General features: G+C 62.7%; 20 protein-coding genes. 4 read left to right on the top strand and 16 right to left on the bottom strand.

Annotated elements, in window-relative coordinates:
- The first annotated feature begins 134 nt into the window (after positions 1-134).
- Complete coding sequence (locus FHY04_RS17330) at positions 135-515, top strand: nuclear transport factor 2 family protein (protein ID WP_022674932.1); 381 nt, start codon at positions 135-137, stop codon at positions 513-515.
- A gap of 238 nt (positions 516-753) precedes the next feature.
- Here the strand turns inward: FHY04_RS17330 and FHY04_RS17325 are convergent, their stop codons facing one another.
- The 12 genes from FHY04_RS17325 to FHY04_RS17270 all read right to left on the bottom strand — a co-directional run bounded on the left by FHY04_RS17325 (position 754) and on the right by FHY04_RS17270 (position 11,630).
- On the bottom strand, positions 754-2,091 hold the full coding sequence (locus FHY04_RS17325) for an MFS transporter (protein ID WP_022674933.1): 1,338 nt from the start codon (positions 2,089-2,091) through the stop codon (positions 754-756).
- A 31-nt stretch (positions 2,092-2,122) separates the two neighbouring features.
- Positions 2,123-3,325, bottom strand: coding sequence for a 3-oxoadipyl-CoA thiolase (gene pcaF, locus FHY04_RS17320; RefSeq protein WP_022674934.1), 1,203 nt, complete (start codon positions 3,323-3,325; stop codon positions 2,123-2,125).
- 6 nt (positions 3,326-3,331) lie between these two features.
- A complete protein-coding gene (gene pcaD / locus FHY04_RS17315) occupies positions 3,332-4,108 on the bottom strand; it encodes a 3-oxoadipate enol-lactonase (protein ID WP_066667190.1) in 777 nt (258 codons plus the stop codon).
- Entirely contained in the window at positions 4,108-4,776 is a 669-nt protein-coding gene (locus tag FHY04_RS17310; protein ID WP_022674936.1) for a 3-oxoacid CoA-transferase subunit B, read from the bottom strand. Before FHY04_RS17310 ends, pcaD begins: the two co-directional genes overlap by 1 nt.
- Positions 4,776-5,486, bottom strand: a complete 711-nt coding sequence (locus FHY04_RS17305) for a CoA transferase subunit A (protein ID WP_022674937.1) — start codon at positions 5,484-5,486, stop codon at positions 4,776-4,778. Before FHY04_RS17305 ends, FHY04_RS17310 begins: the two co-directional genes overlap by 1 nt.
- Before the next feature lie 10 nt (positions 5,487-5,496).
- Positions 5,497-6,273, bottom strand: a complete 777-nt coding sequence (benD, locus tag FHY04_RS17300) for a benzoate diol dehydrogenase BenD (protein ID WP_022674938.1) — start codon at positions 6,271-6,273, stop codon at positions 5,497-5,499.
- Complete coding sequence (gene benC, locus FHY04_RS17295) at positions 6,270-7,301, bottom strand: benzoate 1,2-dioxygenase electron transfer component BenC (protein WP_022674939.1); 1,032 nt, start codon at positions 7,299-7,301, stop codon at positions 6,270-6,272. Before benC ends, benD begins: the two co-directional genes overlap by 4 nt.
- Before the next feature lie 21 nt (positions 7,302-7,322).
- The gene (gene benB, locus FHY04_RS17290) at positions 7,323-7,811 is read right to left on the bottom strand and encodes a benzoate 1,2-dioxygenase small subunit (protein ID WP_022674940.1); all 489 of its coding nucleotides are present in this window, start codon (positions 7,809-7,811) and stop codon (positions 7,323-7,325) included.
- A complete protein-coding gene (locus FHY04_RS17285; protein ID WP_022674941.1) occupies positions 7,808-9,196 on the bottom strand; it encodes a Rieske 2Fe-2S domain-containing protein in 1,389 nt (462 codons plus the stop codon). Before FHY04_RS17285 ends, benB begins: the two co-directional genes overlap by 4 nt.
- 24 nt (positions 9,197-9,220) lie before the next feature.
- Positions 9,221-10,114, bottom strand: a complete 894-nt coding sequence (locus FHY04_RS17280; RefSeq protein WP_022674942.1) for a dioxygenase — start codon at positions 10,112-10,114, stop codon at positions 9,221-9,223.
- Positions 10,115-10,176: 62 nt separating this feature from the next.
- Positions 10,177-10,467: a muconolactone Delta-isomerase gene (gene catC, locus FHY04_RS17275; protein WP_022674943.1), complete on the bottom strand. Its 291-nt coding sequence runs from the start codon at positions 10,465-10,467 to the stop codon at positions 10,177-10,179.
- Between the two features lie 5 nt (positions 10,468-10,472).
- The gene (locus FHY04_RS17270) at positions 10,473-11,630 is read right to left on the bottom strand and encodes a muconate/chloromuconate family cycloisomerase (RefSeq protein ID WP_183937293.1); all 1,158 of its coding nucleotides are present in this window, start codon (positions 11,628-11,630) and stop codon (positions 10,473-10,475) included.
- 110 nt (positions 11,631-11,740) lie between these two features.
- Between FHY04_RS17270 and FHY04_RS17265 the strand changes: the two genes are divergently transcribed.
- A complete protein-coding gene (locus FHY04_RS17265; RefSeq protein ID WP_022674945.1) occupies positions 11,741-12,664 on the top strand; it encodes a LysR family transcriptional regulator in 924 nt (307 codons plus the stop codon).
- A 282-nt stretch (positions 12,665-12,946) separates the two neighbouring features.
- Positions 12,947-15,199 carry an AAA family ATPase gene (locus FHY04_RS17260; RefSeq protein WP_066667207.1) on the top strand — a complete coding sequence of 751 codons (2,253 nt, stop codon included), beginning with the start codon at positions 12,947-12,949 and terminating at the stop codon, positions 15,197-15,199.
- Between the two features lie 257 nt (positions 15,200-15,456).
- On the opposite strand, the gene FHY04_RS17255 is transcribed toward FHY04_RS17260, so the two are convergent.
- From FHY04_RS17255 to FHY04_RS17240, 4 genes are all read right to left on the bottom strand, one after another.
- The gene (locus FHY04_RS17255; RefSeq protein ID WP_022676110.1) at positions 15,457-18,090 is read right to left on the bottom strand and encodes an AAA family ATPase; all 2,634 of its coding nucleotides are present in this window, start codon (positions 18,088-18,090) and stop codon (positions 15,457-15,459) included.
- A complete protein-coding gene (locus FHY04_RS17250; RefSeq protein WP_022676111.1) occupies positions 18,087-19,202 on the bottom strand; it encodes a DNA repair exonuclease in 1,116 nt (371 codons plus the stop codon). Before FHY04_RS17250 ends, FHY04_RS17255 begins: the two co-directional genes overlap by 4 nt.
- A gap of 78 nt (positions 19,203-19,280) precedes the next feature.
- Entirely contained in the window at positions 19,281-19,667 is a 387-nt protein-coding gene (locus tag FHY04_RS17245) for a type II toxin-antitoxin system VapC family toxin (RefSeq protein WP_022676112.1), read from the bottom strand.
- A complete protein-coding gene (locus FHY04_RS17240) occupies positions 19,664-19,909 on the bottom strand; it encodes an AbrB/MazE/SpoVT family DNA-binding domain-containing protein (RefSeq protein ID WP_022676113.1) in 246 nt (81 codons plus the stop codon). Before FHY04_RS17240 ends, FHY04_RS17245 begins: the two co-directional genes overlap by 4 nt.
- A 268-nt stretch (positions 19,910-20,177) precedes the next feature.
- On the opposite strand from FHY04_RS17240, the gene FHY04_RS17235 reads away from it, so the two are divergent.
- A complete protein-coding gene (locus tag FHY04_RS17235) occupies positions 20,178-20,843 on the top strand; it encodes a recombinase family protein (RefSeq protein ID WP_022676114.1) in 666 nt (221 codons plus the stop codon).
- Positions 20,844-20,944: the final 101 nt, after the last annotated feature.

Below are 20,944 nucleotides of genomic sequence, written 5' to 3'. Positions count from 1 at the left end.
TGCTCCGATCGGGATGGTGAAAGGGGAATGCTAGCGGGAGGTCCGCTGGCTTGGGATTAGCGCCCGATCCCGGACCGGCCGTTCGCGACACCATTTCAAAAGAGGATCGTTTTCTCAGGGAAGGATGCTGTTAGATGTCATTGGAGCTAAATAAGGCGAACGTGATCGCCTTTTACGAGATGATGTTCAACGACTGCCGACCTGCTGAGGCAATCAAGCAATATGTCGGCGGAGAATATATCCAGCACAACCCTCAAGTCGCTACCGGAAAGCAGGCATTTATCGACTATTTTGAGCGGATGGCACGAGAGTGGCCTGGCAAGAGAGTCGAATTCAAGCGGACTATTGCAGAAGGAAATACCGTGGTCCTGCACTGCCATCAGCACTGGCCCGGAGACCACGACTACGCTGGCATCGACATCTTCCGATTAGATGATGAGGGTCGTATCGTCGAGCATTGGGATGTGCTTCAAATTATCCCCGACCACTTTGAAAACCCGAACGGCATGTTCTGATGAGGGGTCCGTACTCCCACATTCTGCCATTGAGCCTGCTCCGTACGGTCCCGAAGGCTGCCAGCCATTTATCGATCGAGTACCGCCTTTGAGCGCCCGCCGGTTCTTCGTAACAGGGAGCCTGCAGTGAGACAGCCGGGAAGTATGCGCTGATCGCACGGGCAGGCGATGGGCTTGCCTACCCTGACCGATTCTGCTGAGCCTACGTCCTTGATGCGGGCACCGACGGCTGACGGCCTCAGGCGGGTAGCGCGGCCCCCGGCAGCTCGTCCGGAACGTGCGACCTGTACCGCCGAGCGAAGAGCATCATCGCCGCGACCGAGATCAGCCCCGGCACCGCGAAAGCGACGAAGTTCAACGCCATCGGCAGCTTGGCAGCGAGCAGCAGTCCGCCCAGCAGCGGCCCGACGATCGCTCCGACCCGACCGACTCCCGAGGCCCAGCCGAGCCCCGTCGTCTTGATAGAAGCGCCGTAGAAGTCCGCCACGGTCGCGTAGAGGAGGATCTGCGTGCCCGTCGTGCCTGCTCCCGCGACGAATATCAGCAGGTAGAGGACGGCCGTCGGGCTCTTCGCGCCGAGCAGCGCGATACACGTCGCGCCGATCGCGAAGGAACTGACCACAACGCGCACCAGTCCGTAACGGTCGGCAAGCCGCCCGCCGCCGATGGCGCCGAACATACCGCCGAAGTTGAGGGCAAGAAGAAACGACAGGCTCGAGCCGAGCCCGTAGCCGGCGGTGCGCATCAGCTGCGGCAGCCAGGAGCCGAGCGCGTACACCATCAGCAGGCAGCAGAAGAAGCATGTCCACAGCGCCAGCGTTCCACCCGCCCGGCCATCGTGAAACAGCGCGGCGATGGAGGATGAGCCCGCTTTAGCGTCCCGCAGGACCAGTTGGCCGCCCGGGACCGTGCGGCCGGGTGCGATCTTCGTCAGAATGGCACTCGCACGTCCCTCGTCCCCCCGACGTATCAGAACGGCGAGCGACTCAGGTAGCTTCCAGAGCACGATCGGGAGCAGACAAAGAGGCACCGCGGCAGCGAAGAACATGGCACGCCAACCAAACGTCGGCAGCAGCCAGATGCCGAGCCCGGCGGCTACCATGCCGCCGACTGCGTAGCCACTGAACATCAGCGCCACGAGCGTCGTTCGCAGGCGTTTCGGTGCATATTCATTCGTCAGCGCCACGGCGTTGGGCATGAGCCCACCGCATCCTAGTCCCGCCAGGAAGCGCATGACCCCGAACTCCGTTGTGTTCCCGACGAAGCCGTTGACGATCGTCGACACGCTGAAGATGGAGAAGCAGATGGCGATGCAGCGCTTGCGCCCGATCCGGTCGCCCAGCGATCCGAAGGTTAGCGCGCCGATCATCATGCCGAACAGCGCCCAGCTTGCGAGCGAGCCCGCCTGGGGTGGGGTGAGGTCCCACTGTTCCATCAGCTGGGGCAGGATCGCGCCATAGATGAAGACGTCGTAGCCATCAACGATGAGGAGCAGGCCGCAGAGGACGACGATTGTCCAGTGGAAGCGGCCGAACGTGGCCTCGTCGACAATGTCGTTGACCACGGTGCCTGCCATAGACCTACTCCCCTGCAAAATCGGTGACGTCTCAGACACGCTCCAGCATGAGCGCGATCCCCTGGCCGACGCCGATGCACATGAATGCCATGGCGTAGCGACCACCGGTGCGATGCAGCTCCTCAACGGCCGTCATCGTAATCCGCGCACCCGACATGCCGAGCGGATGGCCGTACGCAATAGCCCCTCCGTTCCGATTTACGCGCGGATCATCCTGCGCGATGCCAAGATCACGCAACGTAGCGATGGCCTGACTGGCGAATGCCTCATTCAGCTCGATCACGTCGAGCCGATCAAGGCTAATCCCGGTATTCCTGCTCAGCTTGCGCGCCGCCTCGATCGGACCGACGCCCATGATCCTTGGCGCGATGCCAGCTGCTGCCATGCCAAGCACACGTGCGCGAGGACGAAGCCCGTTACGTGATGCGGCGTCTTCGGAGGCGACGAGCATAGCTGCTGCGCCGTCATTTAGCCCGGAGGCGTTCCCCGCCGTCACCGTACCGTCGTGGCGTACCACCGGCTTCAGCTTGGCAAGAGCGCCCAGGCTTGACGCGCGCGGATGCTCATCCTGTGAGAAATCGATCGGATCGCCCTTTCGCTGAGGAACGCTGACCGACACGATTTCAGCCGCCACACGACCACTAGCGATAGCTGCTGCGGCCTTCTCCTGGCTGGCGAGGGCGAAGCGGTCCTGATCTTCGCGTGATACGCGCCACACGTCAGCGACGTTCTCGCCGGTTTCGGGCATGGAGTCGACGCCATAGGCGTGACGCATCGCGGGATTGACGAAGCGCCATCCCAGCGTCGTGTCCTCAATCTTCTGAGAGCGGTCAAAGGCTGAATTAGCCTTGCCGAGCACGTACGGTGCCCTGCTCATGCTCTCGACACCGCCGGCGATTATGAACTGTGCATCCCCGCAGCGTATCGCCTGCGCCGCGATGCCGACAGCGTTTAGGCCTGAGCCGCAGAGGCGATTGACGGTTGTACCTGGCACGGCTTCAGGCAACCCGGCCAAAAGCACGGCCATGCGCGCGACGTTGCGATTGTCCTCTCCCGCTTGGTTGGCACAACCAAGGATCGTGTCGTCAACGGTTTCCCAGTCTACGCCTGCGTTGCGTGCGGCGAGCTCGCGGATGGGGATGGCCGCGAGGTCGTCGGCGCGGATCGATGACAGGCCGCCATTGAGCTTGCCGATGGGGGTACGGATGGCGTCGCAGATGAAGGCGTCAGGCATGGGACCTCAGACGAAGGCGTCGATAATGGCGTCGGCAAGGGCGTTTGGTGCGTCAAGCGGAGCAAGGTGAGCAGCATCGAGCATGACATGTTGAGCACCCGAGATGCGTTCGATCAGGTGCTCGCCATGACCGACGAACGGTGTCGAGGTATCGCGGTCCCCCGAGACGACGAGCGTTGGAACGGAGATTGTTTGCAAGCGATCAGCGATGTCCATGTCACGGATAGCAGCCGCGCACCCGGCATAGCCTGCCGGCTCCATACAGAGCAGGCCACGTCGTACGCTGGCGGCGATCTCGGGCCTGGCTTGCACAAAGCTTGGCGATAGAAACCGCGACATGGCAAGGTCAGCGATCCCAGCTACGCCTTCCTCCCGCACCTTCTCGACCCGAGCCGTCCAGGCGGATCGATCCATCGTTGCCGAGGTGCATATGAGCGCCAAGCCGGTAACTCTTTCCGGCGCGTCCATTGCAAGCTGCATGGCGATCATGCCGCCCAGGGACACGCCCGCCACCAATGCGGCTTCAACGTCAGCTGCATCCATAGCCGCTGCCACGTCGCCTGCGAGCATCGACAGCTCATAGTCTCCTGCCGGGGCATCGGATGCGCCGTGACCACGGGTGTCGATGCGCAAAAGCGAGAACCGATGCCTAAGCGCGGGAATTGCCGCGTCCCACAGGTCCATGTCGGTCCCAATGGAATTCAGCAGCACCAGCGACGGAGCAGCGGTGTCGCCTTCGACCTTCCAGTAGATGTCAGCGCCTTGCGATCGGATGAAAGGCATCAGGCAGCGCGCTCTAACGCGGTTTCGTCTGTGAATGATGCATCAGTCTTCGCCCGCACCTCGTCCACGGTGATGCCTGGGGCCAGCTCGATCAGGCGTAATCCAGGCTTGTCGCATGCGAGAACGGCCAGGTCCGTGATGATCAGATCAACGCACGCCTTGCCGGTGAGCGGCAAGGTGCAGGCCGGCAGTATCTTAGATACGCCTGCCTTGTTGGCGTGATCCATGACGACCACAACACGCTTGACGCCGGCGACGAGATCCATCGCGCCGCCCATGCCTTTCACCATCTTGCCCGGGATGGTCCAGTTCGCGATGTCACCAGTCTCGCTGACCTCCATCGCGCCGAGAACGGCCATGTCGATGTGCCCGCCGCGGATCATCGCAAAGCTGTCCGCCGACGAGAAGAAGCTGGACGTGGGCAGCGCTGTAATCGTCTGCTTGCCGGCGTTGATGAGATCAGGATCGACCGCATCACGCGTAGGAAATGGGCCAATTCCGAGCATTCCGTTTTCTGACTGAAGCGTCACGTCAAGACCTTCAGGAACGTAGTTGGCTACCAGCGTCGGTATGCCGATGCCGAGATTGACATAGAACCCGTCTTGCAGCTCGCGAGCGGCCCTCGCCGCCATCTGTTCGCGGGTCCAGCCCTTCGTATCGCCGGCCATCACGCGTCCTCCTTCTCGCGAACCGTCAGCTTCTCGATCCGCTTCTCGTTGATGGTCGACAGGACGACCCGGTCGACAAAGATGCCGGGCGTGTGGATGCAATCGGGGTCGAAGCTGCCCGCTTCCACGATCTCCTCGACCTCCGCCACAGTGACCCGACCCGCTGTCGCCATGTTCGGGTTGAAGTTGCGCGCGGTCTTGCGGAACATGAGGTTGCCCGCCGGGTCCGCCCGCCAGGCCTTTACGATCGACAGGTCGGATCGCAGCCAGGTCTCGCGGACGTACTCCTCTCCGTCGAAGTTCTCGACGGGCTTGCCCTCCGCCACGACGGTGCCGACGCCCGTTTTGGTGTAGAATGCCGGGATGCCCGCACCGCCCGCACGAATGCGCTCAGCCAAGGTTCCTTGCGGCGTAAGTTCAAGGTCAAGCTCGCCCGAGAGGTACTGCTGCTCGAAAAGCTTGTTTTCGCCCACGTACGACGAGATCATCTTCGCGATCTGTCGGGTCTCCAGCAGCATCCAGAGGCCGAAGCCGTCGGCGCCGGCGTTGTTGGAGATGACGGTCAGCCCCTTCACCCCGCTTGCGCGAATTTCCGGGATCAGGCTTTCGGGATTGCCGGACAGGCCGAAGCCGCCCGACATGATCGTCATGCCGTCGAAAAGCAGCCCGTCGAGGGCCGCCGCCGGATTGTCGTAGACCTTGTTCTTCATGTCGCTCCGATCAGCCCAGGTCACCGCCCGCGACGGGCAGGATGGAGCCGGTGATGTACGATGCCTCGTCCGAGGCGAGGAAGAGGATCGGCGCGATCTGCTCATCGAGCGTCGCGTACCGTCCGAGGAACGTGGACGTCGTGACCTGCTCGACCGCCTCAGCCATCCAGGCCTGCTCACGTGCGTCGTCCCCGTCGGGATTGCGCGGCACCATGCGGGGCGGGGCCTGCGTTCCGCCCGGCGCCGTAGCAACGACCCGGATGCCGCGGTCACCGTATTCCATCGCCAAGCTTTGGGTCATTGCGTTGATGCCGCCCTTGGCCGCCGAATAGGGTACCCGTCGGATGCCACGCGTCGCGTTGGACGAGACGTTGACGATCGTACCCACTCCCTGGTGGAGCATGATTGGCAGGACGGCGTGGCAGCTCCAGAGCGTTGGCATGAGCGATCGCCGGATTTCGGCCTCTATCTGCTGCGGCTCAAACTCGGCGAACGGTCGCATACGGATCGCGCCGCCTACATTGTTGACGAGGATGTCGACGCGGCCGAACTCGGTTTCGGCCGCGCGCATCGCCGATACGGCACCCTCGCTCGTCTCGAGATCGCAAACAAAGGCGCGCGCGGCCCTGCCTGCTTCATGTGCGACATCGGCGACAAAGTCGGCGCGATCGACAAGCATGACGGCCGCACCTTCAGCGGCCGCACGTAGCGCAACGCCGCGGCCGATGCCCTGCGCCGCGCCCGTCACGACCATCGTCTTGCCACGGAACCGGTCGGCAAAGATCATGCCGCAGCCTTTACCGAACTCTCGCTGGGCGCGAATTTTTCGTAGTGGAAGTGCTTTGGCTCAACGCCCTTGTCCCGCAGAAAGGTGCGTACAGCCTCGACCATGGGCGGCGGTCCACACAGGTAGATGTCACAGTCACCGGCGTTGAGGTGGTCGTCCGAAAGATGCTCGGTGACATAACCCTTGAGGGGATGTCCGCTCTCCGGATCGGCGACGCATACCGCAGAGGTCAGCGTCGGCAGGCGGGCGGCCAAAGCGTCGATGCGCTCCATCTCGACCATGTCGCCATCTTTGGTCACGCCATAGATCAGGTGAAGCGGCTGCTCGGTGCCCTGATCAGCAAGGACCTCCAACATCGACAGGATCGGCGCTAGGCCGGTGCCACCGGCGAGGAGTATTGTCGGGCGATCGACGTTTCGCAGAAAGAAGCTGCCCTGCGGTCCGACAAAGCTCATCCGAGCGCCGGGCTGCGCCTTCTCGCTAAGCCAGCTGCTCATCAGGCCGCCCGGAATGTTGCGGATAAGGAAGCTGGCTTCCGCCGCGCCAGGTTTGGAGCTGAACGAATAGGAGCGGTGTTGCCCAGTGTCCGGAACCATCAGGTTCACGTACTGGCCCGGGAGGAAGCCTAGAGCGGCGGGATCGTCCACCCGCAGCGTGAGGATGATCGTGCTGTCGGAGACCATCTCCACGCTGGCAACTTCGCCGCCATGTATGGCGGGCTTCACCTTGCACGCCGACGACGGCACCGGCACTGCGATCACGCAATCGGACGAGACCTGCATCTGGCAGGTCAGGACCATGCCTTCTTCCGCCTCGTCCTCGGTCAGCGCTTCTTCGATGTACTCGTCGCCAAGCTCGTAGCTGCCCTGCTCGCAGCGGCACTTGCATGTGCCGCATACGCCGTCCGAACAGTCCATCGGCAGGTTGATCTTCTGGCGGAACGCGGCGTCGAGCACCTTCTCGCCTGCGTTGCAGTCGATGAAGCGCGTAGCGCCGTCCTCGAAGTTGAGTGCGATACGGTAGCCCATGTGATCCTCTCGAGCCCGGCGTCAGATGTGATAAATGTCGATCACCTGGCGGATGTAGTCGTTCTTGAGCACGACCTTCTTGTTGGTAATGACCGGCTGATCACCAGTCGCGTCGATGGTGTAATAGGATGTCCCGAAGAAGCTCAGCGTCTCCTTGTAGCGGTGACTGAGCGTATGCCAGTTGAACCGTACCTCAAGCACACCGTCTGTCTCGCTCGTCACCTCAATGTTTGTGACGGCATGGTTCGTACGTGGCTCGGGCATACTTGCTCCCGATCGCTCGGTCTTGATGCGGAAGACGCGATCTTCCAGCCCATCCCGATTGGGATAGTAGATCAGCGAAATCTCACGCTGAGGGTCTTCGACCAGTTTGTCGTCGTCGTCCCAAGCCGGCATCCAGAACACTGCGTTGGGCGCGTAGCAGGTCAGCCATTCATCCCACTGCCGATCGTCGAGCAGCCGCGCCTCCCGAAAGAGGAACGCGGCAACCCGGTCATAAGCGAGTGTCATGCTGCCACCCGCAAACGGTCGACCTGCCGGACAGTGCTGCCGCCGTCGCCACCATCGTCCTTGTCGAGGGCCGCGATCAACGTCTGCGCCCAATATTCGTGCTGCCGCACGAACAGACCCTCATCCTCGCTGCGATTGCCGCTGAGCGTAGGCTCTAGACCCATCGCCGTGGCGTTCTCATCAGGACCCGCGATCCAGTGCGTAGCGCCGCGGCTCAGATCATTCCACAAATCGCCTGCGCCTTCGTAGGCGGTCTGGCAGGAGCGGAACTCCTCCAGATCGTCAGGCGTGCCCATCCCACTGACGTTGAAGAAGTCCTCGTACTGACGGATGCGAAGCGCCCTTTCGGCGTCCGCCTCGCCTTTCGGCGCGAAGCAGTAGATCGTGACCTCGGTCTTATCCACGCTCACCGGACGGATGACCCGGATCTGCGTCGAGAACTGGTCCATCAGATACACATTGGGGTAGAGGCACAGGTTGCGCGTCTGATCGACGATCGGCTTGGCACGCTCCTCGCCCAGTCGCTCCGCCAGCTCCTCGCGGTGTGCGTATACGGGGCGAACCTCAGGGTTGAGGAGCCGTGTCCACAACAGAATGTGGCCGTTGTCGAAGCCGTAGACGCCGCCAACGCTCTTCGACCAACCATCGGGGTCGACTGCCTTGGTGGCCTCCTCCTTGCGCCGGCCGGTCGTTGCCGAGTAATTCCAGTGGACTGCGCTGACGTGATAGCCGTCCGCGCCATTCTCCATCTGAAGCTTCCAGTTGCCGTCGTAGACGTAGGATGAGTTCCCGCGAAGCACCTCCAGCCCTTCTGGCGCCTGGTCGACCATCTGGTCGATGATCACGCGGGTCGAGCCAAGCCAATCCTCCAACGACTGCACGTCGGGGTTGATGCTGCCAAACAGGAAACCGCGGTAGTTCTCGAAACGCGCTACCTTGGTCAGATCGTGCGAACCCTCAGTGTTGAACGCCTCGGGGTAGTCTCCCGTCTTGCCGTCCTTAACCTTGAGAAGCTTGCCCGCGTTGCTGAACGTCCAACCATGGAACTGGCAGGTGAAGCTGCCCTTGTTGCCATGCTTCTTGCGGCAGAGCATCGCGCCCCGGTGCGCGCAGGCATTGATGACCGCGTTGAGCTGGCCAGTTTTGTCGCGCGTGATGATGATCGGCTGACGGCCGATGAAGGTCGTGAAATAGTCGTTGTTCTCCGGTATCTGGCTCTCGTGGGCGAGATAGACCCAGTTCCCCTCGAAGATGTGCTTCATCTCGAGGTCGAACAGGGCCGGATCGGTGAATACGTCGCGTCGGCAGCGGAATGCGCCCGTGGCGGGATCGTCAACGACCGCGGTTTCGAGGCGTTCGCGGATATTTGCGCGAAGGTCGGTCATGGTGCTTCTCCTTTGCGACGAATGTCAGGCGACGGCGAGCCGGGCGCGGTTTGAGAAGGCCTCGTCGTCTGCCACCTCAGCGCGCTGCAGCTGGAAATCGAAAGCGATGTGAGCGCTGTCGCCCTGCCGGTTCGGCACGGGCAGCAGGCCTTCGCGGGTGCCGAAGGCGAAGTCGTCCGCGGCGAAAGGATCGTCACCGAAGTTGATTTGTGTCGTCAGCTGCCTGTAGCCGGGAGCCTCGATGAAGAAGTGAACGTGGGCAGGGCGATTGCCGTGTCGACCCAAGACCTTCATCAGCTGATCTGACGCACCACCCGGCGGGACGCTATAGCCGTTCGGCATCTTGGAATGGAACGAGTAGCGCCCATCGTCGCCGAGCTTGATCCGCCGGCGGTTATTGAAGGGCGTCTGTTCGTGGGTCGGATCGAAGTGCGAGTAGAACCCACGCGAGTCCGCGTGCCAGACGTGAAGTATGGCATTCTTCACCGCCTCCCCGTCAGGTCCCGTGATCTGACCTGTCATGTAGAGGGTGGTCGTCTCATCCGGGTCATCCGTCAGATTGGCGTCGTTCTCGACTAGCGGAGCGCCTTCGACGTAAAGGGGGCCTTCGATCGTACGCGGTGTGCCGCCGGTCTTGCCCGCCTCCGCATCCTTGGCGTCCATGTACAGGTCGAGGAAATGCTCGATGCCCGTACCGGGCATGAGGAGGCCAAATTCTCCGGCAGCCGATTGCAGATAGTTGACCGCACTCCAGACCTCGTTCTCACTGATATCGTGACGGACGATGATCGTCATGGTTGCTTCGACGAGATCGCGCATGATGGCCTTCACCCGAGGATTGCCGTCGGTTGACGCTGTACCGGCAACGCGGTCGAGCAGGTCCTGGATTGCGGGGGTCTGTACGAAGGAAACGTCCATGGGGGTCTCTCCTGGAATTCTATCTGGTCGCCGCCTTGGGCGGTCTATCAGTTGCGGCTGCTTCAGCGGTCGTCGTCGTGGAGCGATGACGGGTGGCGGCACAGGGCAGTGACCCGCATCGTCATGAAAGGGTAGAGCGGCAGGCTCATTAGAATGTCATGCAGTTCGGCATTCGAAGCGACATCGAAGATGCTGACATTCGCGTATTGGCCTACGACCCGCCAGATGTGCCGCCATGTGCCCGCACGCTGGAGATCCTGGAACCGCGCCTTTTCGGCAGCTTTGAGGCGGGCGCCTTCTTCGGCGTCGAAGCCGATCGGTATGTTCACGTCCATCTCTACCTGGAACAACATGGTCGTCAGGCCCTCTCTGCAACGACGTGGAGTGTGGGTGCGGTGCGGTCTCGACGATGGAAAGCCACGCGGTCCTCATCGAGCGCCACACCGAGGCCGGGACCGGTCGGGACCGCGAGCTCGAAGTCGGCGTAGCGAAGCGGTTCTGCCAGTATGTCCTGGGCAAGCAGCAACGGACCGAACAGCTCTGTGCCCCATGCGAGCGTCGGAAGGGTTGCACACAGATGGGCCGACGCCGCTGTCCCGACACCGCCTTCAAGCATCGTCCCGCCGTAGAGGCCAACACCGCCGGCATGGGCAATCGTCGCGACAGCATGTGCGGGTAGCAGACCACCCGATTGCGCGATCTTCACCGCGAAGATGCGGGCGCCCGAGCAGGCGGCAATAGCGAAGGCGTCACAGGGACCATGTAGCGCCTCGTCCGCCATCAGCGGCACGATGTGCTTAGCCGACAGCCGCGCCATCGATGCGTGCGCATGCCTTGCGACTGGTTGCTCGACGAGGTCGACACCGGCATCTTGCAATAGACGCATACCGAGATCGGCCTGTGCTTCATCCCAGTTCTGGTTGACGTCGACACGGACGCTGCCGCGGTCACCAACCGCCTTTTTGATGGCAGCGACATGCGAGACGTCGTCGCGGACCGATCGCTTGCCGATCTTGAGCTTGAAGATGTTATGCCGGCGAAGATCGAGAACGCGCTCCGCTTCCTCGATGTCGCGCGCGGTGTCACCGCTCGCCAGCGTCCACGCAACCGGAAGACTGTCGCGGACGCGTCCCCCACCGATCAGCTCGGACACCGGTACTCCCAGGCGCTTGCCTGCCAAATCTAAAAGCGCCGTCTCCACCGCACACTTAGCGATATGGTTGCCGAAAACGCTTTGCGTCACCTTGGCCATGGCGGCGCCGACTCTAGTCGGGTCGCAGGTCCTGAGCACAGGAGCGATGTAGCTGTCGATGGCGAGTTTTATACCTTCAGGGCTCTCCTCACCGTAGCTGAGGCCGCCGATCGTCGTGCCTTCACCGATACCTTCTAAACCGTCGGAGTCGCGCATTCGCACCAGTACGATCGACTGGTGATGAATCGTCGCCATCGCTAGGACATGCGGACGTATCGTCGGAATATCGACGATGAAGGTATCGATCTCTGCGATCGTGACCATGACCTCTCCACATCCTCAGCTCTACGTTATCCCAGCATAGGTACGTCGGAGGGGCTGGACGCGCAAAGATCAATGTGGTTTGCTCACGATACTCACAGGGTATTCAAGCGATGGATCTTCGTCAGTTTCGCTATTTTGTGACCGTCGCGGCCGAACGGAATTTCAATAAGGCGGCAGAGCGGCTGCACATGGCGCAGCCGCCCCTCAGCCGGTCAATCCAGCAATTGGAAGCCGAGATCGGTGCAGAATTGATCGATCGTACGAGCAGGCCGCTTTCCCTGACGCCCATGGGGCACTTCTTCCACGATCAGGCCGTGCAAATTCTGCGGCGTGTCGAAGACATGCGTGCGATGATGGAGGCCGCGATCGCGACCGATAAGCGGCGCTTTACGATTGGGTTCGTGTCATCCACGATCTACGCCCGGCTGCCGGCACTAATACGTGAGTTTCGCTCCGAGCTACCCGATGTAGAGTTGACGCTGGTGGAGAGTACGACCCTTGATCAAATCGCTGCTCTAAAGGAAGGCCGTATTGATATTGGCTTTGGGCGCATCCGATTTGAGGATCCTGCCGTGCGACGCACCGTCCTGCGACGAGAACCCCTAATCGCAGCGGTACCGCTTGCCAGCACACTGGGCATAGACGGCGGTCCCATTTCATTGGCGGCACTCGCTCGCGAAAAAGTAATCCTTTACCCGAGCGCTCCGCGGCCGAGCTACGCCGATCAAGTTCTGTCGCTGTTTCATGACAATGGTCTCACGCCCAGCGTCATCCACGAAGCTAGAGAATTGCAGATTGCGATTGGCTTAGTGGCGGCGGAGGAGGGAGTCGCCATCATTCCAGAATCCGTAAAGCGAGCACGCCCGGACGACGTTCGTTACCTAGAGCTACTAGAACCCGCCCATTCACCTATCATTATGAGCCACCGTGTCGGCGATTTTTCACCAGAAATCTCTGCTTTCATGCGTATCATCGCGCGCAAGTACAACGACTGGAAATATCCTGTGCCCGAAGCGCTGTTGATCACGGTATAACTAAACTAGCAGCATCGACGCCCTCTTTTTAAGTAAGCTTAGGGGTCATCGCGAAACCTTCCCTGCGCGATGGCCTCGCCCAAGTCTAGGTCGATGCCTGCGGTCAGCTGAAAGTTGCTCTCCTACTTCTTGTCGGAACCGATCAGCAGGAGCCGCGAGCCCCGCAACCTGCATGGCGCCAGCTGCGAGGCGGGCTGTCGGTGGAAGCGCGTCGACGATCGGACATCGCGCTCTGTTTGTCTGACATCCGCCATGCTAATCAAAGCTCGGGGAGGCGGGCCGGTGCTCACACAGATACGAAGGATCAAGAACCTCGGGGTCTTCGGTGACTATTCGCGCAGCCCTGAGGTCCCCGACCTGAACCGATACAACCTGATCTATGGCGAGAACGGCTCGGGCAAGACGACGCTCTCGCGTCTGCTCGCCTGCCTCGAGGAGGGCGAGCACGCGGATCACCCTGACCTAGAGTTCACAATCGAGACCCAGTCGGGCGCGTTGGCGCGCGGAACCCGGTATGGGCGCAAGGTGCGGGCGTTCAACAGCGACTTCATCGAGGCGAACATCGGCGGTTTGGACGGGCCGCTGCGTCACATCCTCATTTTGGGTGAGGAGAACAAGCTGGTCGCGGCGGAGATCAAGTCAGAGATCGACACACGAGACGCCCGCCTCCGGCGCATCGCGGAGTTGGACGCATCGGTCGCCAAGCTGGAGACGGAGCGTGGGCGCTTGTTCTCGGGCATCGCGAAGACGATCGGCGAGGCGACGAGCGGGGCGACCCTGCGCAGCTACCGCAAGCCTGACGCGGAGGGCGCGTTCCGGAATCTTACCGGGGGCGAGCAGCTGTCCGACGAAGAACTCGCCCTCCACCACACCACCGTCCACCAGGACATGATGCCGTCGATCGTCCAAATCCAAGAGCCGAGCGTCCGGATCGGCGTTGACGAACCAGAGAGCGCCATCGCCGTAGCGCGAGGCACTGCGCTGCGCGCGTGCGACCTGGCGGCCGAGTCCGCGCAGTCGAATGTCCTGGAACGCCTGTTGGGGAAGCCCGACATCGCAAGCTGGGTCGAGCAAGGCATATCCCTGCACGGCCGGCATTCCTCGGAGACCTGCGAATTCTGCGCGCGACCGATGCCTGCTGAACGGCTCGCAGCTTTGGCGGACCACTTCAGCGCGGAGGACCAACGACTGAAGGCGCGCATCGAGCGCGAGCGCGACCGGTTGTCAGCGGCAATCGAGGGCCTGAACCGGATCATCGCGCCGGACCGCCTCGCCCTTTATTCCGAACTCCGTGACAGCTACGACGCAGCAACCAAAGAACTCGACGCCGCGCTCATAGAGCTCAAGGCCCGGCTGGGCGAGGTTGACGCCACGCTCACGAGCAAGTTGGCCAACCGCACCCGATCATACGAGGCCACGGCGTCCAGTGATACGGCCAGGCTGGCGCAGTCCTTCACGAACCTAAACGCGATCATCGAGCGCCATAATGAGAAAACCGCCGGCTTCGACAGCGCACGCAGTACGTCGCGTGACGCGATCGAGGCACATTACCTGCGTTCAATCAAGGGGCAGGCTGATGAGCTGGCCGAGCGGATAGTCGCCGCCACGGTCGAGATCGCCCTGCTGCGGAACGGTGGCGAGGGCCTGCCGGACGTGCGCGGCATCGCGGCGCTGAACGCCTCCATCGCGGCGAAGCAGGCTCAGGTCTCGAACGAGCACAAGGGCGGAGAGAACCTGACGAGGGATCTTTGTCAATTCCTGGGCAGGACCGATCTACGGTTCGACTCAGGCGTGGACGGCTACCATGTCATGCGACGAGGCAGGCCGGCGAGGCGCCTCAGCGAGGGTGAGAAGACCGCGATCGCGTTCCTATACTTCCTAGTGCAGCTGACGGACCGCGACTTCGACATGTCGGAGGGAGTGGTGGTCATCGACGACCCGATCTCAAGCCTCGACGCCTCGGCGATCTACCAAGCCTTCTCGTTCCTGAAGAACAGGACGCAGGGTGCCAAGCAACTCTTCATCCTCACCCATAACTTCGAGTTTCTCAGACTAGTCATCAACTGGCTTCAGAACATTCCAGGACCCAGAGCGGAGAAGACCTTCACGATGGTCCTCTGCTCCGAAACGGAGGAAGGCCGTTCCGCACGCCTCGCGCCGCTCGACCGGTTACTCATCGATCACGCGACCGAATACCACTACCTGTTCAAGGTGCTGCACACCTTCAAGTCGGACGGGACGATCCTCGGCTGCTACCACGTCCCGAACATAGCCCGTAAGGTGCTTGAGACGTTCCTCGACTTCCACGTGCCCTCCAACCGGAGCCTGCACCGGAAGCTCGAGGAGACCGACTTCGACCCGCACAAGAAGACGGCGATCTACAAGTTCGCCAATGACCTCTCGCACCACACCGGCAAGTCGTTCGACCCAGCCCTCGTGGCGGAAACCCAGAAGAACACGATCTACCTGCTCGAGATGATCGAGGCGGTCGCACCACTCCACTACGGCGGCCTGAAGGCACTCGCGGAGGCTTAGACCCCGCGCGCCACCTTCGCCCGCTTGACGGCACCGGCGTTCATCCGACACACCAACCCGCCCGGATTTTGCAGGCAAAGACGCGGTTGGGAGCGCCGTGGACCATTTCGGCGATCGGCGACGTGTTGATCGGCAAGGGCACCACCGCAGCGAGCCGGGGTGGTAATCGGCGAGCCGTAGCTGAACGAACGTCCGCTTACGCCGATTGCCATCCGAACTCGGTCGGGCCGTAATCCTACCAGAACGTGTAAGTTTCGCTACCGATCTCCCGTCAGGCTAATCCGATTGCCAAGATGGCGGAAGGCGCGATCACGACAGGTGAGAAGGATGATCTGCATCCGCGTTGCCGCCTCCGTCAGGATTTCAGTCATGAGATCGAGGCGGGTATCGTCCGAATAGACCAGCGGGTCGTCCAGGATCAGCGATACTGGCATTCCCTGCTCGAGGAGCATGTCGGCAAAGGCGAGCCGCGTAAGGACTGCCAGCTGCTCCTGGGTGCCCCTGGAGAGATCGCCGCAACTCTCGCCCAAACCGCCCCGCGCAATCGACGCCAAGCCAAGGTCGTCGCCAAAGCCGGGATTCGCACCCGGCAGCAGCCGTTCGATGTGCCGGCGCGCACGCCGCGCCACCGGCCCGACGAATGTCCGTGACGTCTCGGCGCGCGCACTCTCCAACATGTCGCGAAGCAACTTCAGCGTTTCGGCTTCCTGCGTCACACGTGCCAGGTTGGTAGCTGCGGCATCAGCCTCCTCGCGCGCGACTGCGGCGCGGTCGGCCAGCCCCTTGCCGCCTTCCGCCTCGATCCGCGCCTCGAGCCCGGCAATCACCTTTTCCAGGTCGGTACGCTGGGCCCGGGCCACCTCGACCCGCTTGTCCAGCAGGCCGATCTGCCGTTCGATGGTAGCAACGTCATGCGCAGTCGCTGCGCGTTCGGCATCCTGCAGGTTGACGAGCGCTGCCGCCTCCTGCTGGCGCGCATCGCGCAAAGCGTCGTCAAGCGAGGCCACCTCGGGCCTGGCTTCCAAGGTGGCAAGCTGTGCCGCGGCGTTCAGCGCATCCCGCTCGGCGCCAGCTTCCTGCACCATCAATGGAGTATTGCGCGCCTCCACCTCGCGCAACTGCTCGGATGCCACTGCATCGACACCTTCCGCCCTTGCGAGCGCCGTATCCGCCTCACCTAACGCGATGGTCAGCGCCTCGACGTCTGGTTCCTCGCCACTCCCCTCCCCTTCCGCGCCTTCCTGCAATTCGACGATGAAAAGCTTCAGGGCCGACGCGCCCACCTCGATTCCGAGCAGCGTCACGGCAGGCGTGATCCCGATGATCCGCGCCTCGAGCGTGCGAAGGTTGGCGACCGCGTCTCGCGCGGCCTCGTTGCGAGCGCGAGCCGCAGTGACGCTCTCCACCCCGTGCTCGGCCAAGGCCGCGTTCAGATCATCGGTCGCATTGGCGAGCGCCGTCTCGGCGCCTTGCAGCCCGACCGGCGGACGGATGATCAGTTCGGCATCGCCCAGTTGGATGCGCGTCTCGCGAGACAACATCCGGTCTCCACGCTCCGCCGCAGATCCGTCGATCGTCAGGCCGCTGACATCACCGGCGAACTCGATCCGCGTCGCACCGGCATCCACGGCCGCCCGCGCCTTGTCCACGGCACGTTCACGTTCTTCGAGGGCCTTGATGACGGTGGTGGGGATCACCGCAGTCGCGAGCTGTCGCGTCACTTCGTATTCGGCCTCCAGCGCAACCAGCTCGGCATATCGCCGTCGTGCCTCGCCGACTGCTACCCGGCGCTCGCGCTCGGCAGCCCGTATCCGAGCAGCGTCAAGTGCCGCGTGGGCGGTCCGCCCAGTGTCACGAGCACGGGTTAGCAGCTCACGGGCTGTCGTCGCTCGTTCCTGCGCGGCCGCCAACTCCCCGATCAGGCTGGATCGACTATCCCGTGCCTTGCTGAGCGCTGTAGCCGTGTCGCTGACAGCTTTGCGGGCGATTGCGAGGCGCGATGCGAGATCCTCAAGTGCCCTGACACGGTCGACAAGGCGGCCCTGCTCAGCGCGGCGTGTGTCGAGCAGCTGAGCGGCAGAGCGCGCCACGTCAAGCTGGCCTACCAGCGCCCGACGCTGCTCAGCATCGGTTGTATCGGCAAGATCGCGGTCGAGCAGCTTCAGCCGCGCCCGTGCGGCCTCGAGGTCGGAAAAGCCCTGCTCTAGGGCGGCAAGCCGAGTGGCCGCCTCGCTCGCGGCGCGCTGCGCGGCGTCATGCTCGTCGCGGGCCGCAGTCTGGCGACCAGTCAGCCGACCGCTGTTGGTCCAGTATTCCGCGTACTGACTGTCGATGCGGGGGCGAACACGCTGGTAGGCAACACCGCCCATGATCGTGCCGACCTCAGCTTCCAGGGTAGCGCGAACGCTGTCGCGCACGATCTCGCCTGGCGCAGTCACTTCAAGCGCCTGCGCCTGCCCGACCCACAACAGACCGAGTGCGCCGTGGGCGGCCGCGTCGCCGCCCTGGCTGGTGTCGCGACGCGCGCCGAGCAGTGCTTGCAGCTGCGCCTCGGCATCCTCGCCCTGCGCACGCCCGTTCGGTCCCCGAACCTCGACCGAAGCACTCTTCAGGAAGCGCTTGCTGACTTCCCACGCCTCGCCTTTCGCCTCGAAGCCGATCTCGATCTGCGGGGCGACGGCCTCGCCGTAAGGCGCATAGCTGCGCGCAAGCCGGTTGGCGGTGTTGTGCCGGATGAAGAAAGCGGCGCGCATCGCTTCCAGCAGCGTCGACTTGCCGGTCTCGTTGGGCTCTATGATGACGTTGAGCCCATCCGTCAGCCCGTCGAGCACGAAGGGGTCGCGGTATTTGCGGAAGTTTGAGAGCGCGATGCGCCGGATCCGAAGGCTCATGCCGCGTCCTGCCCACGCTGATGTTCCACGAACAGGCGCTCGAGCGCCCGCCTGGCAATGGCGCCGTCGCTGCCACCGGCCTCTATCATGCTCATCAGCTTGGCCGCGGCCGTGCCGATCATACCCTCGACCCGCAGGTCTGCCAGATCCTGTTCGCTCGGCCGACCGACGAGATCGTCGGCGGTGACCGTCAGATGGCGGAGGCGATGGCGCAGGTCATTGTCGAGGCGCGCAAGGATCGCGATACGATCGGATAAACTGACGATACCCGAGAGCGAGAGCTGCAGGAGGGTTGCCGATGGTTCGACCTGCGCAAGCAGCCGGTCGCACTCGGCGGCAAAGCCCTCCGCGTCGGCAACCGTCCACGAACGCATCAGCCACTGGAACCTGCCAGTACGGATTGGCGATACCGACGGCTCCGCCCCAGCCTCAAGCGTCACGAGCAGAGCGTAGCCCGGCTCATCCCGCTGGAAGCGATCGGTTTCGGGCGTGCCTGAGTACCAGGTGCGCGCATCGACCCGGAGGCTCCCGTGCCAGTCGCCAAGCGCAAGATAGTCGAGGTTGGAGCGCTGCGCGCGATCAGGCGCAATCTGGTTCTGCGCCTCGCCGCGCGACGAGAAGTCGCGGATCGAGCCGTGTGCCAGACCGATGCGCAAGCTCGCGCCTGGCGTCTCCATCGTGTCGAACAGCGCGGTCGGATCGTCGAGATTATGCCGGTGGGTCAGTGGTGCCGGTAGCAGCCACTGCCCGGGCTCCAGCTCGCATGGCACCGGCTCGGCGAGGATACGGACATTGGCGGCGCCTTTGGCGCGGACACGATCCCACAAGCCGCTGTTGCGGGCGAAGTCATGGTTGCCGGGCAGCAGCCACCAGGTACAGGCATAGCGCTGCATCCGTGACACCGCCTGCACGATCACGCGGTCTTCCGGTCCCTCAGTATCGAACACATCGCCAGCGACCAGCACATGCGCGACATCATGCTCCGCAGCTGCTTTGCCGATCGCGTCAATCGCATCGAACCGCGCCTCGCTAAGCGCAGCGCGCACGTCGCTGTCGAAGCGGCCATACGGCTTGCCGAGTTGCCAGTCGGCAGTGTGGATCAGGCGTAGCATGGAAACCTTCTGGCGGTGTGGGTTATGGCTGTCGAGCCGGACGTCCTGCCCCCTTCCCTACCCCGCCACCATGTAAAGTCAGCGGATCGCGACAACCTTGACCTCGACGGCATCGGCGATCTTCTTCCAGTTCTGGTCGCTGGTCCATGCGGGCAGACCGTCCCGTCGGGCAAGAGCCAGACAGAAACGGTCACCAAGGCTGAGTCCCGCCTCCGCTGTTGCCGCCCGCAACCGCCCGGCAATCTGCGCGAGTGCCTTGTCGGCCGGCACGACCGTCAGCGGCAATGGATCGAGCATCGCATCGACTTCGCGCTCGGGCATGCCGGCATGGACGAAGTGACTGACTACCTCGGCATAGTTAACGCTGCTCACCCGCGCCCCACCGATCTCAGCCGCGACCTTTGTCGCGCCGCGTTCGCCCTTGAGCATCGCGATGATCGCAGACGCGTCCAGCACCACGCTCATTCGCCGCTCTCTTCCCGACGTCGGGCAAGGAATGCGTCGACGGATGCGTCGGGATTACCGCCAGTGTACTGCTTGGCCAGAGCCTGGGCACGTGCCACAGCCTGACTTGCCGTCCGCAACACCACGCCGTCCTCCGTCTCATCAAGGTAGACCGCACCACCGCCACTCAGGCCAAGGCGCTTCCTCACGTCTGCCGGCAGGCTCATGCGCCCGTTAGGCGTAATGTTGATTTGCAAGGTCATGTTTGCACGCCAGCCCTGATGTACCACGTTGACGCAACATAGCTGACGCCCCCGCCGACGACAACAATGTCGATATTGCGTCTGTCCCTTATACTAATGTCACAGCTGGTACGTTGTGCCACGCCGCCACGATTCTGCCAAATACGCATTTTAGGAGGTACGGTTTGGGTATACCTCTGAAAGACCGGAGCGCGCCCGGTCTTTTTTCCGTCAAACGCGCTCTCAAAAAAGACTGGACATAACAAGACTGTTCATAAAGGACTGAAGCATGTTCGTCCGGGCTTATCTCCGCGCATCGACCGCTGAACAGGATGCGACCCGCGCTCGCGCAGCGCTGGATGCGTTCGCCGCCTCACATGGATTCCGTATCGCATCGCGCTATGTTGAACACGAGAGCGGCACTCGCCTCGCCCGGCCGGAGCTTTTTCGACTACTGGACGATTGCGGCCCCGGTGACGTGTTGCTGGTCGAGCAGGTCGACCGTCTATCGCGCCTCAGCTCGGCCGATTGGAGCAAGTTGCGATCGGAGATCGAGGCACGCCAGGTTCGGATCGTGTCTCTCGATCTGCCAACCTCCTGGAACCTGATCGCTACCCCCGACGACTTCACAGCTCGGATGTTCGCCGCGGTAAATGCAATGATGCTCGACGTCCTCGCCGCGGTCGCTCGCAAGGATTATGATGATCGTCGGCGCCGGCAAGCCGAAGGCGTCAGCCGAGCTCGAACCGCAGGCCTCTACAAAGGCCGCGTTGAGAACACTGCCCGCAACGCCGCGATCGCCCGGTCACTGAAGGATGGGCAGAGCTGGCGCGAGATCATGATCGGCACGGGCTGCAGTCGGACGTTGCTCGCTAAGATTGCTCGCCGCCTGAAGAACGAACGGTCGGGCGACGCCAGCGGCACTGATCCGTGCGCTGTCGAGGACATCGCCTGAGCGCCAGCAATTCGGGCTTCCCCTGCCCTTCCAACTCGCCAAGCCGCTGTGCCGTAGCGTCGACGCCGTCGTCAGGCGCGTTTTCCCAAGGCTTTAACAAA

Source organism: Sphingomonas sp. BK481, assembly GCF_014194875.1.
GTDB lineage: Bacteria > Pseudomonadota > Alphaproteobacteria > Sphingomonadales > Sphingomonadaceae > Sphingomonas > Sphingomonas aerolata.
Note: the sequence above shows the minus strand (reverse complement) of the source record. Positions and strands in the feature narration are given on the sequence as shown.

Coding starts and splice junctions, on each gene's coding strand:
- FHY04_RS17330 (WP_022674932.1), top strand. CDS start 135: ATGTCATTGGAGCTAAATAAGGCGAACGTGATCGCCTTTTACGAGATG.
- FHY04_RS17325 (WP_022674933.1), bottom strand. CDS start 2,091: ATGGCAGGCACCGTGGTCAACGACATTGTCGACGAGGCCACGTTCGGC.
- pcaF (WP_022674934.1), bottom strand. CDS start 3,325: ATGCCTGACGCCTTCATCTGCGACGCCATCCGTACCCCCATCGGCAAG.
- pcaD (WP_066667190.1), bottom strand. CDS start 4,108: ATGCCTTTCATCCGATCGCAAGGCGCTGACATCTACTGGAAGGTCGAA.
- FHY04_RS17310 (WP_022674936.1), bottom strand. CDS start 4,776: ATGGCCGGCGATACGAAGGGCTGGACCCGCGAACAGATGGCGGCGAGG.
- FHY04_RS17305 (WP_022674937.1), bottom strand. CDS start 5,486: ATGAAGAACAAGGTCTACGACAATCCGGCGGCGGCCCTCGACGGGCTG.
- benD (WP_022674938.1), bottom strand. CDS start 6,273: ATGATCTTTGCCGACCGGTTCCGTGGCAAGACGATGGTCGTGACGGGC.
- benC (WP_022674939.1), bottom strand. CDS start 7,301: ATGGGCTACCGTATCGCACTCAACTTCGAGGACGGCGCTACGCGCTTC.
- benB (WP_022674940.1), bottom strand. CDS start 7,811: ATGACACTCGCTTATGACCGGGTTGCCGCGTTCCTCTTTCGGGAGGCG.
- FHY04_RS17285 (WP_022674941.1), bottom strand. CDS start 9,196: ATGACCGACCTTCGCGCAAATATCCGCGAACGCCTCGAAACCGCGGTC.
- FHY04_RS17280 (WP_022674942.1), bottom strand. CDS start 10,114: ATGGACGTTTCCTTCGTACAGACCCCCGCAATCCAGGACCTGCTCGAC.
- catC (WP_022674943.1), bottom strand. CDS start 10,467: ATGTTGTTCCAGGTAGAGATGGACGTGAACATACCGATCGGCTTCGAC.
- FHY04_RS17270 (WP_183937293.1), bottom strand. CDS start 11,630: ATGGTCACGATCGCAGAGATCGATACCTTCATCGTCGATATTCCGACG.
- FHY04_RS17265 (WP_022674945.1), top strand. CDS start 11,741: ATGGATCTTCGTCAGTTTCGCTATTTTGTGACCGTCGCGGCCGAACGG.
- FHY04_RS17255 (WP_022676110.1), bottom strand. CDS start 18,090: ATGAGCCTTCGGATCCGGCGCATCGCGCTCTCAAACTTCCGCAAATAC.
- FHY04_RS17250 (WP_022676111.1), bottom strand. CDS start 19,202: ATGCTACGCCTGATCCACACTGCCGACTGGCAACTCGGCAAGCCGTAT.
- FHY04_RS17245 (WP_022676112.1), bottom strand. CDS start 19,667: ATGAGCGTGGTGCTGGACGCGTCTGCGATCATCGCGATGCTCAAGGGC.
- FHY04_RS17240 (WP_022676113.1), bottom strand. CDS start 19,909: ATGACCTTGCAAATCAACATTACGCCTAACGGGCGCATGAGCCTGCCG.
- FHY04_RS17235 (WP_022676114.1), top strand. CDS start 20,178: ATGTTCGTCCGGGCTTATCTCCGCGCATCGACCGCTGAACAGGATGCG.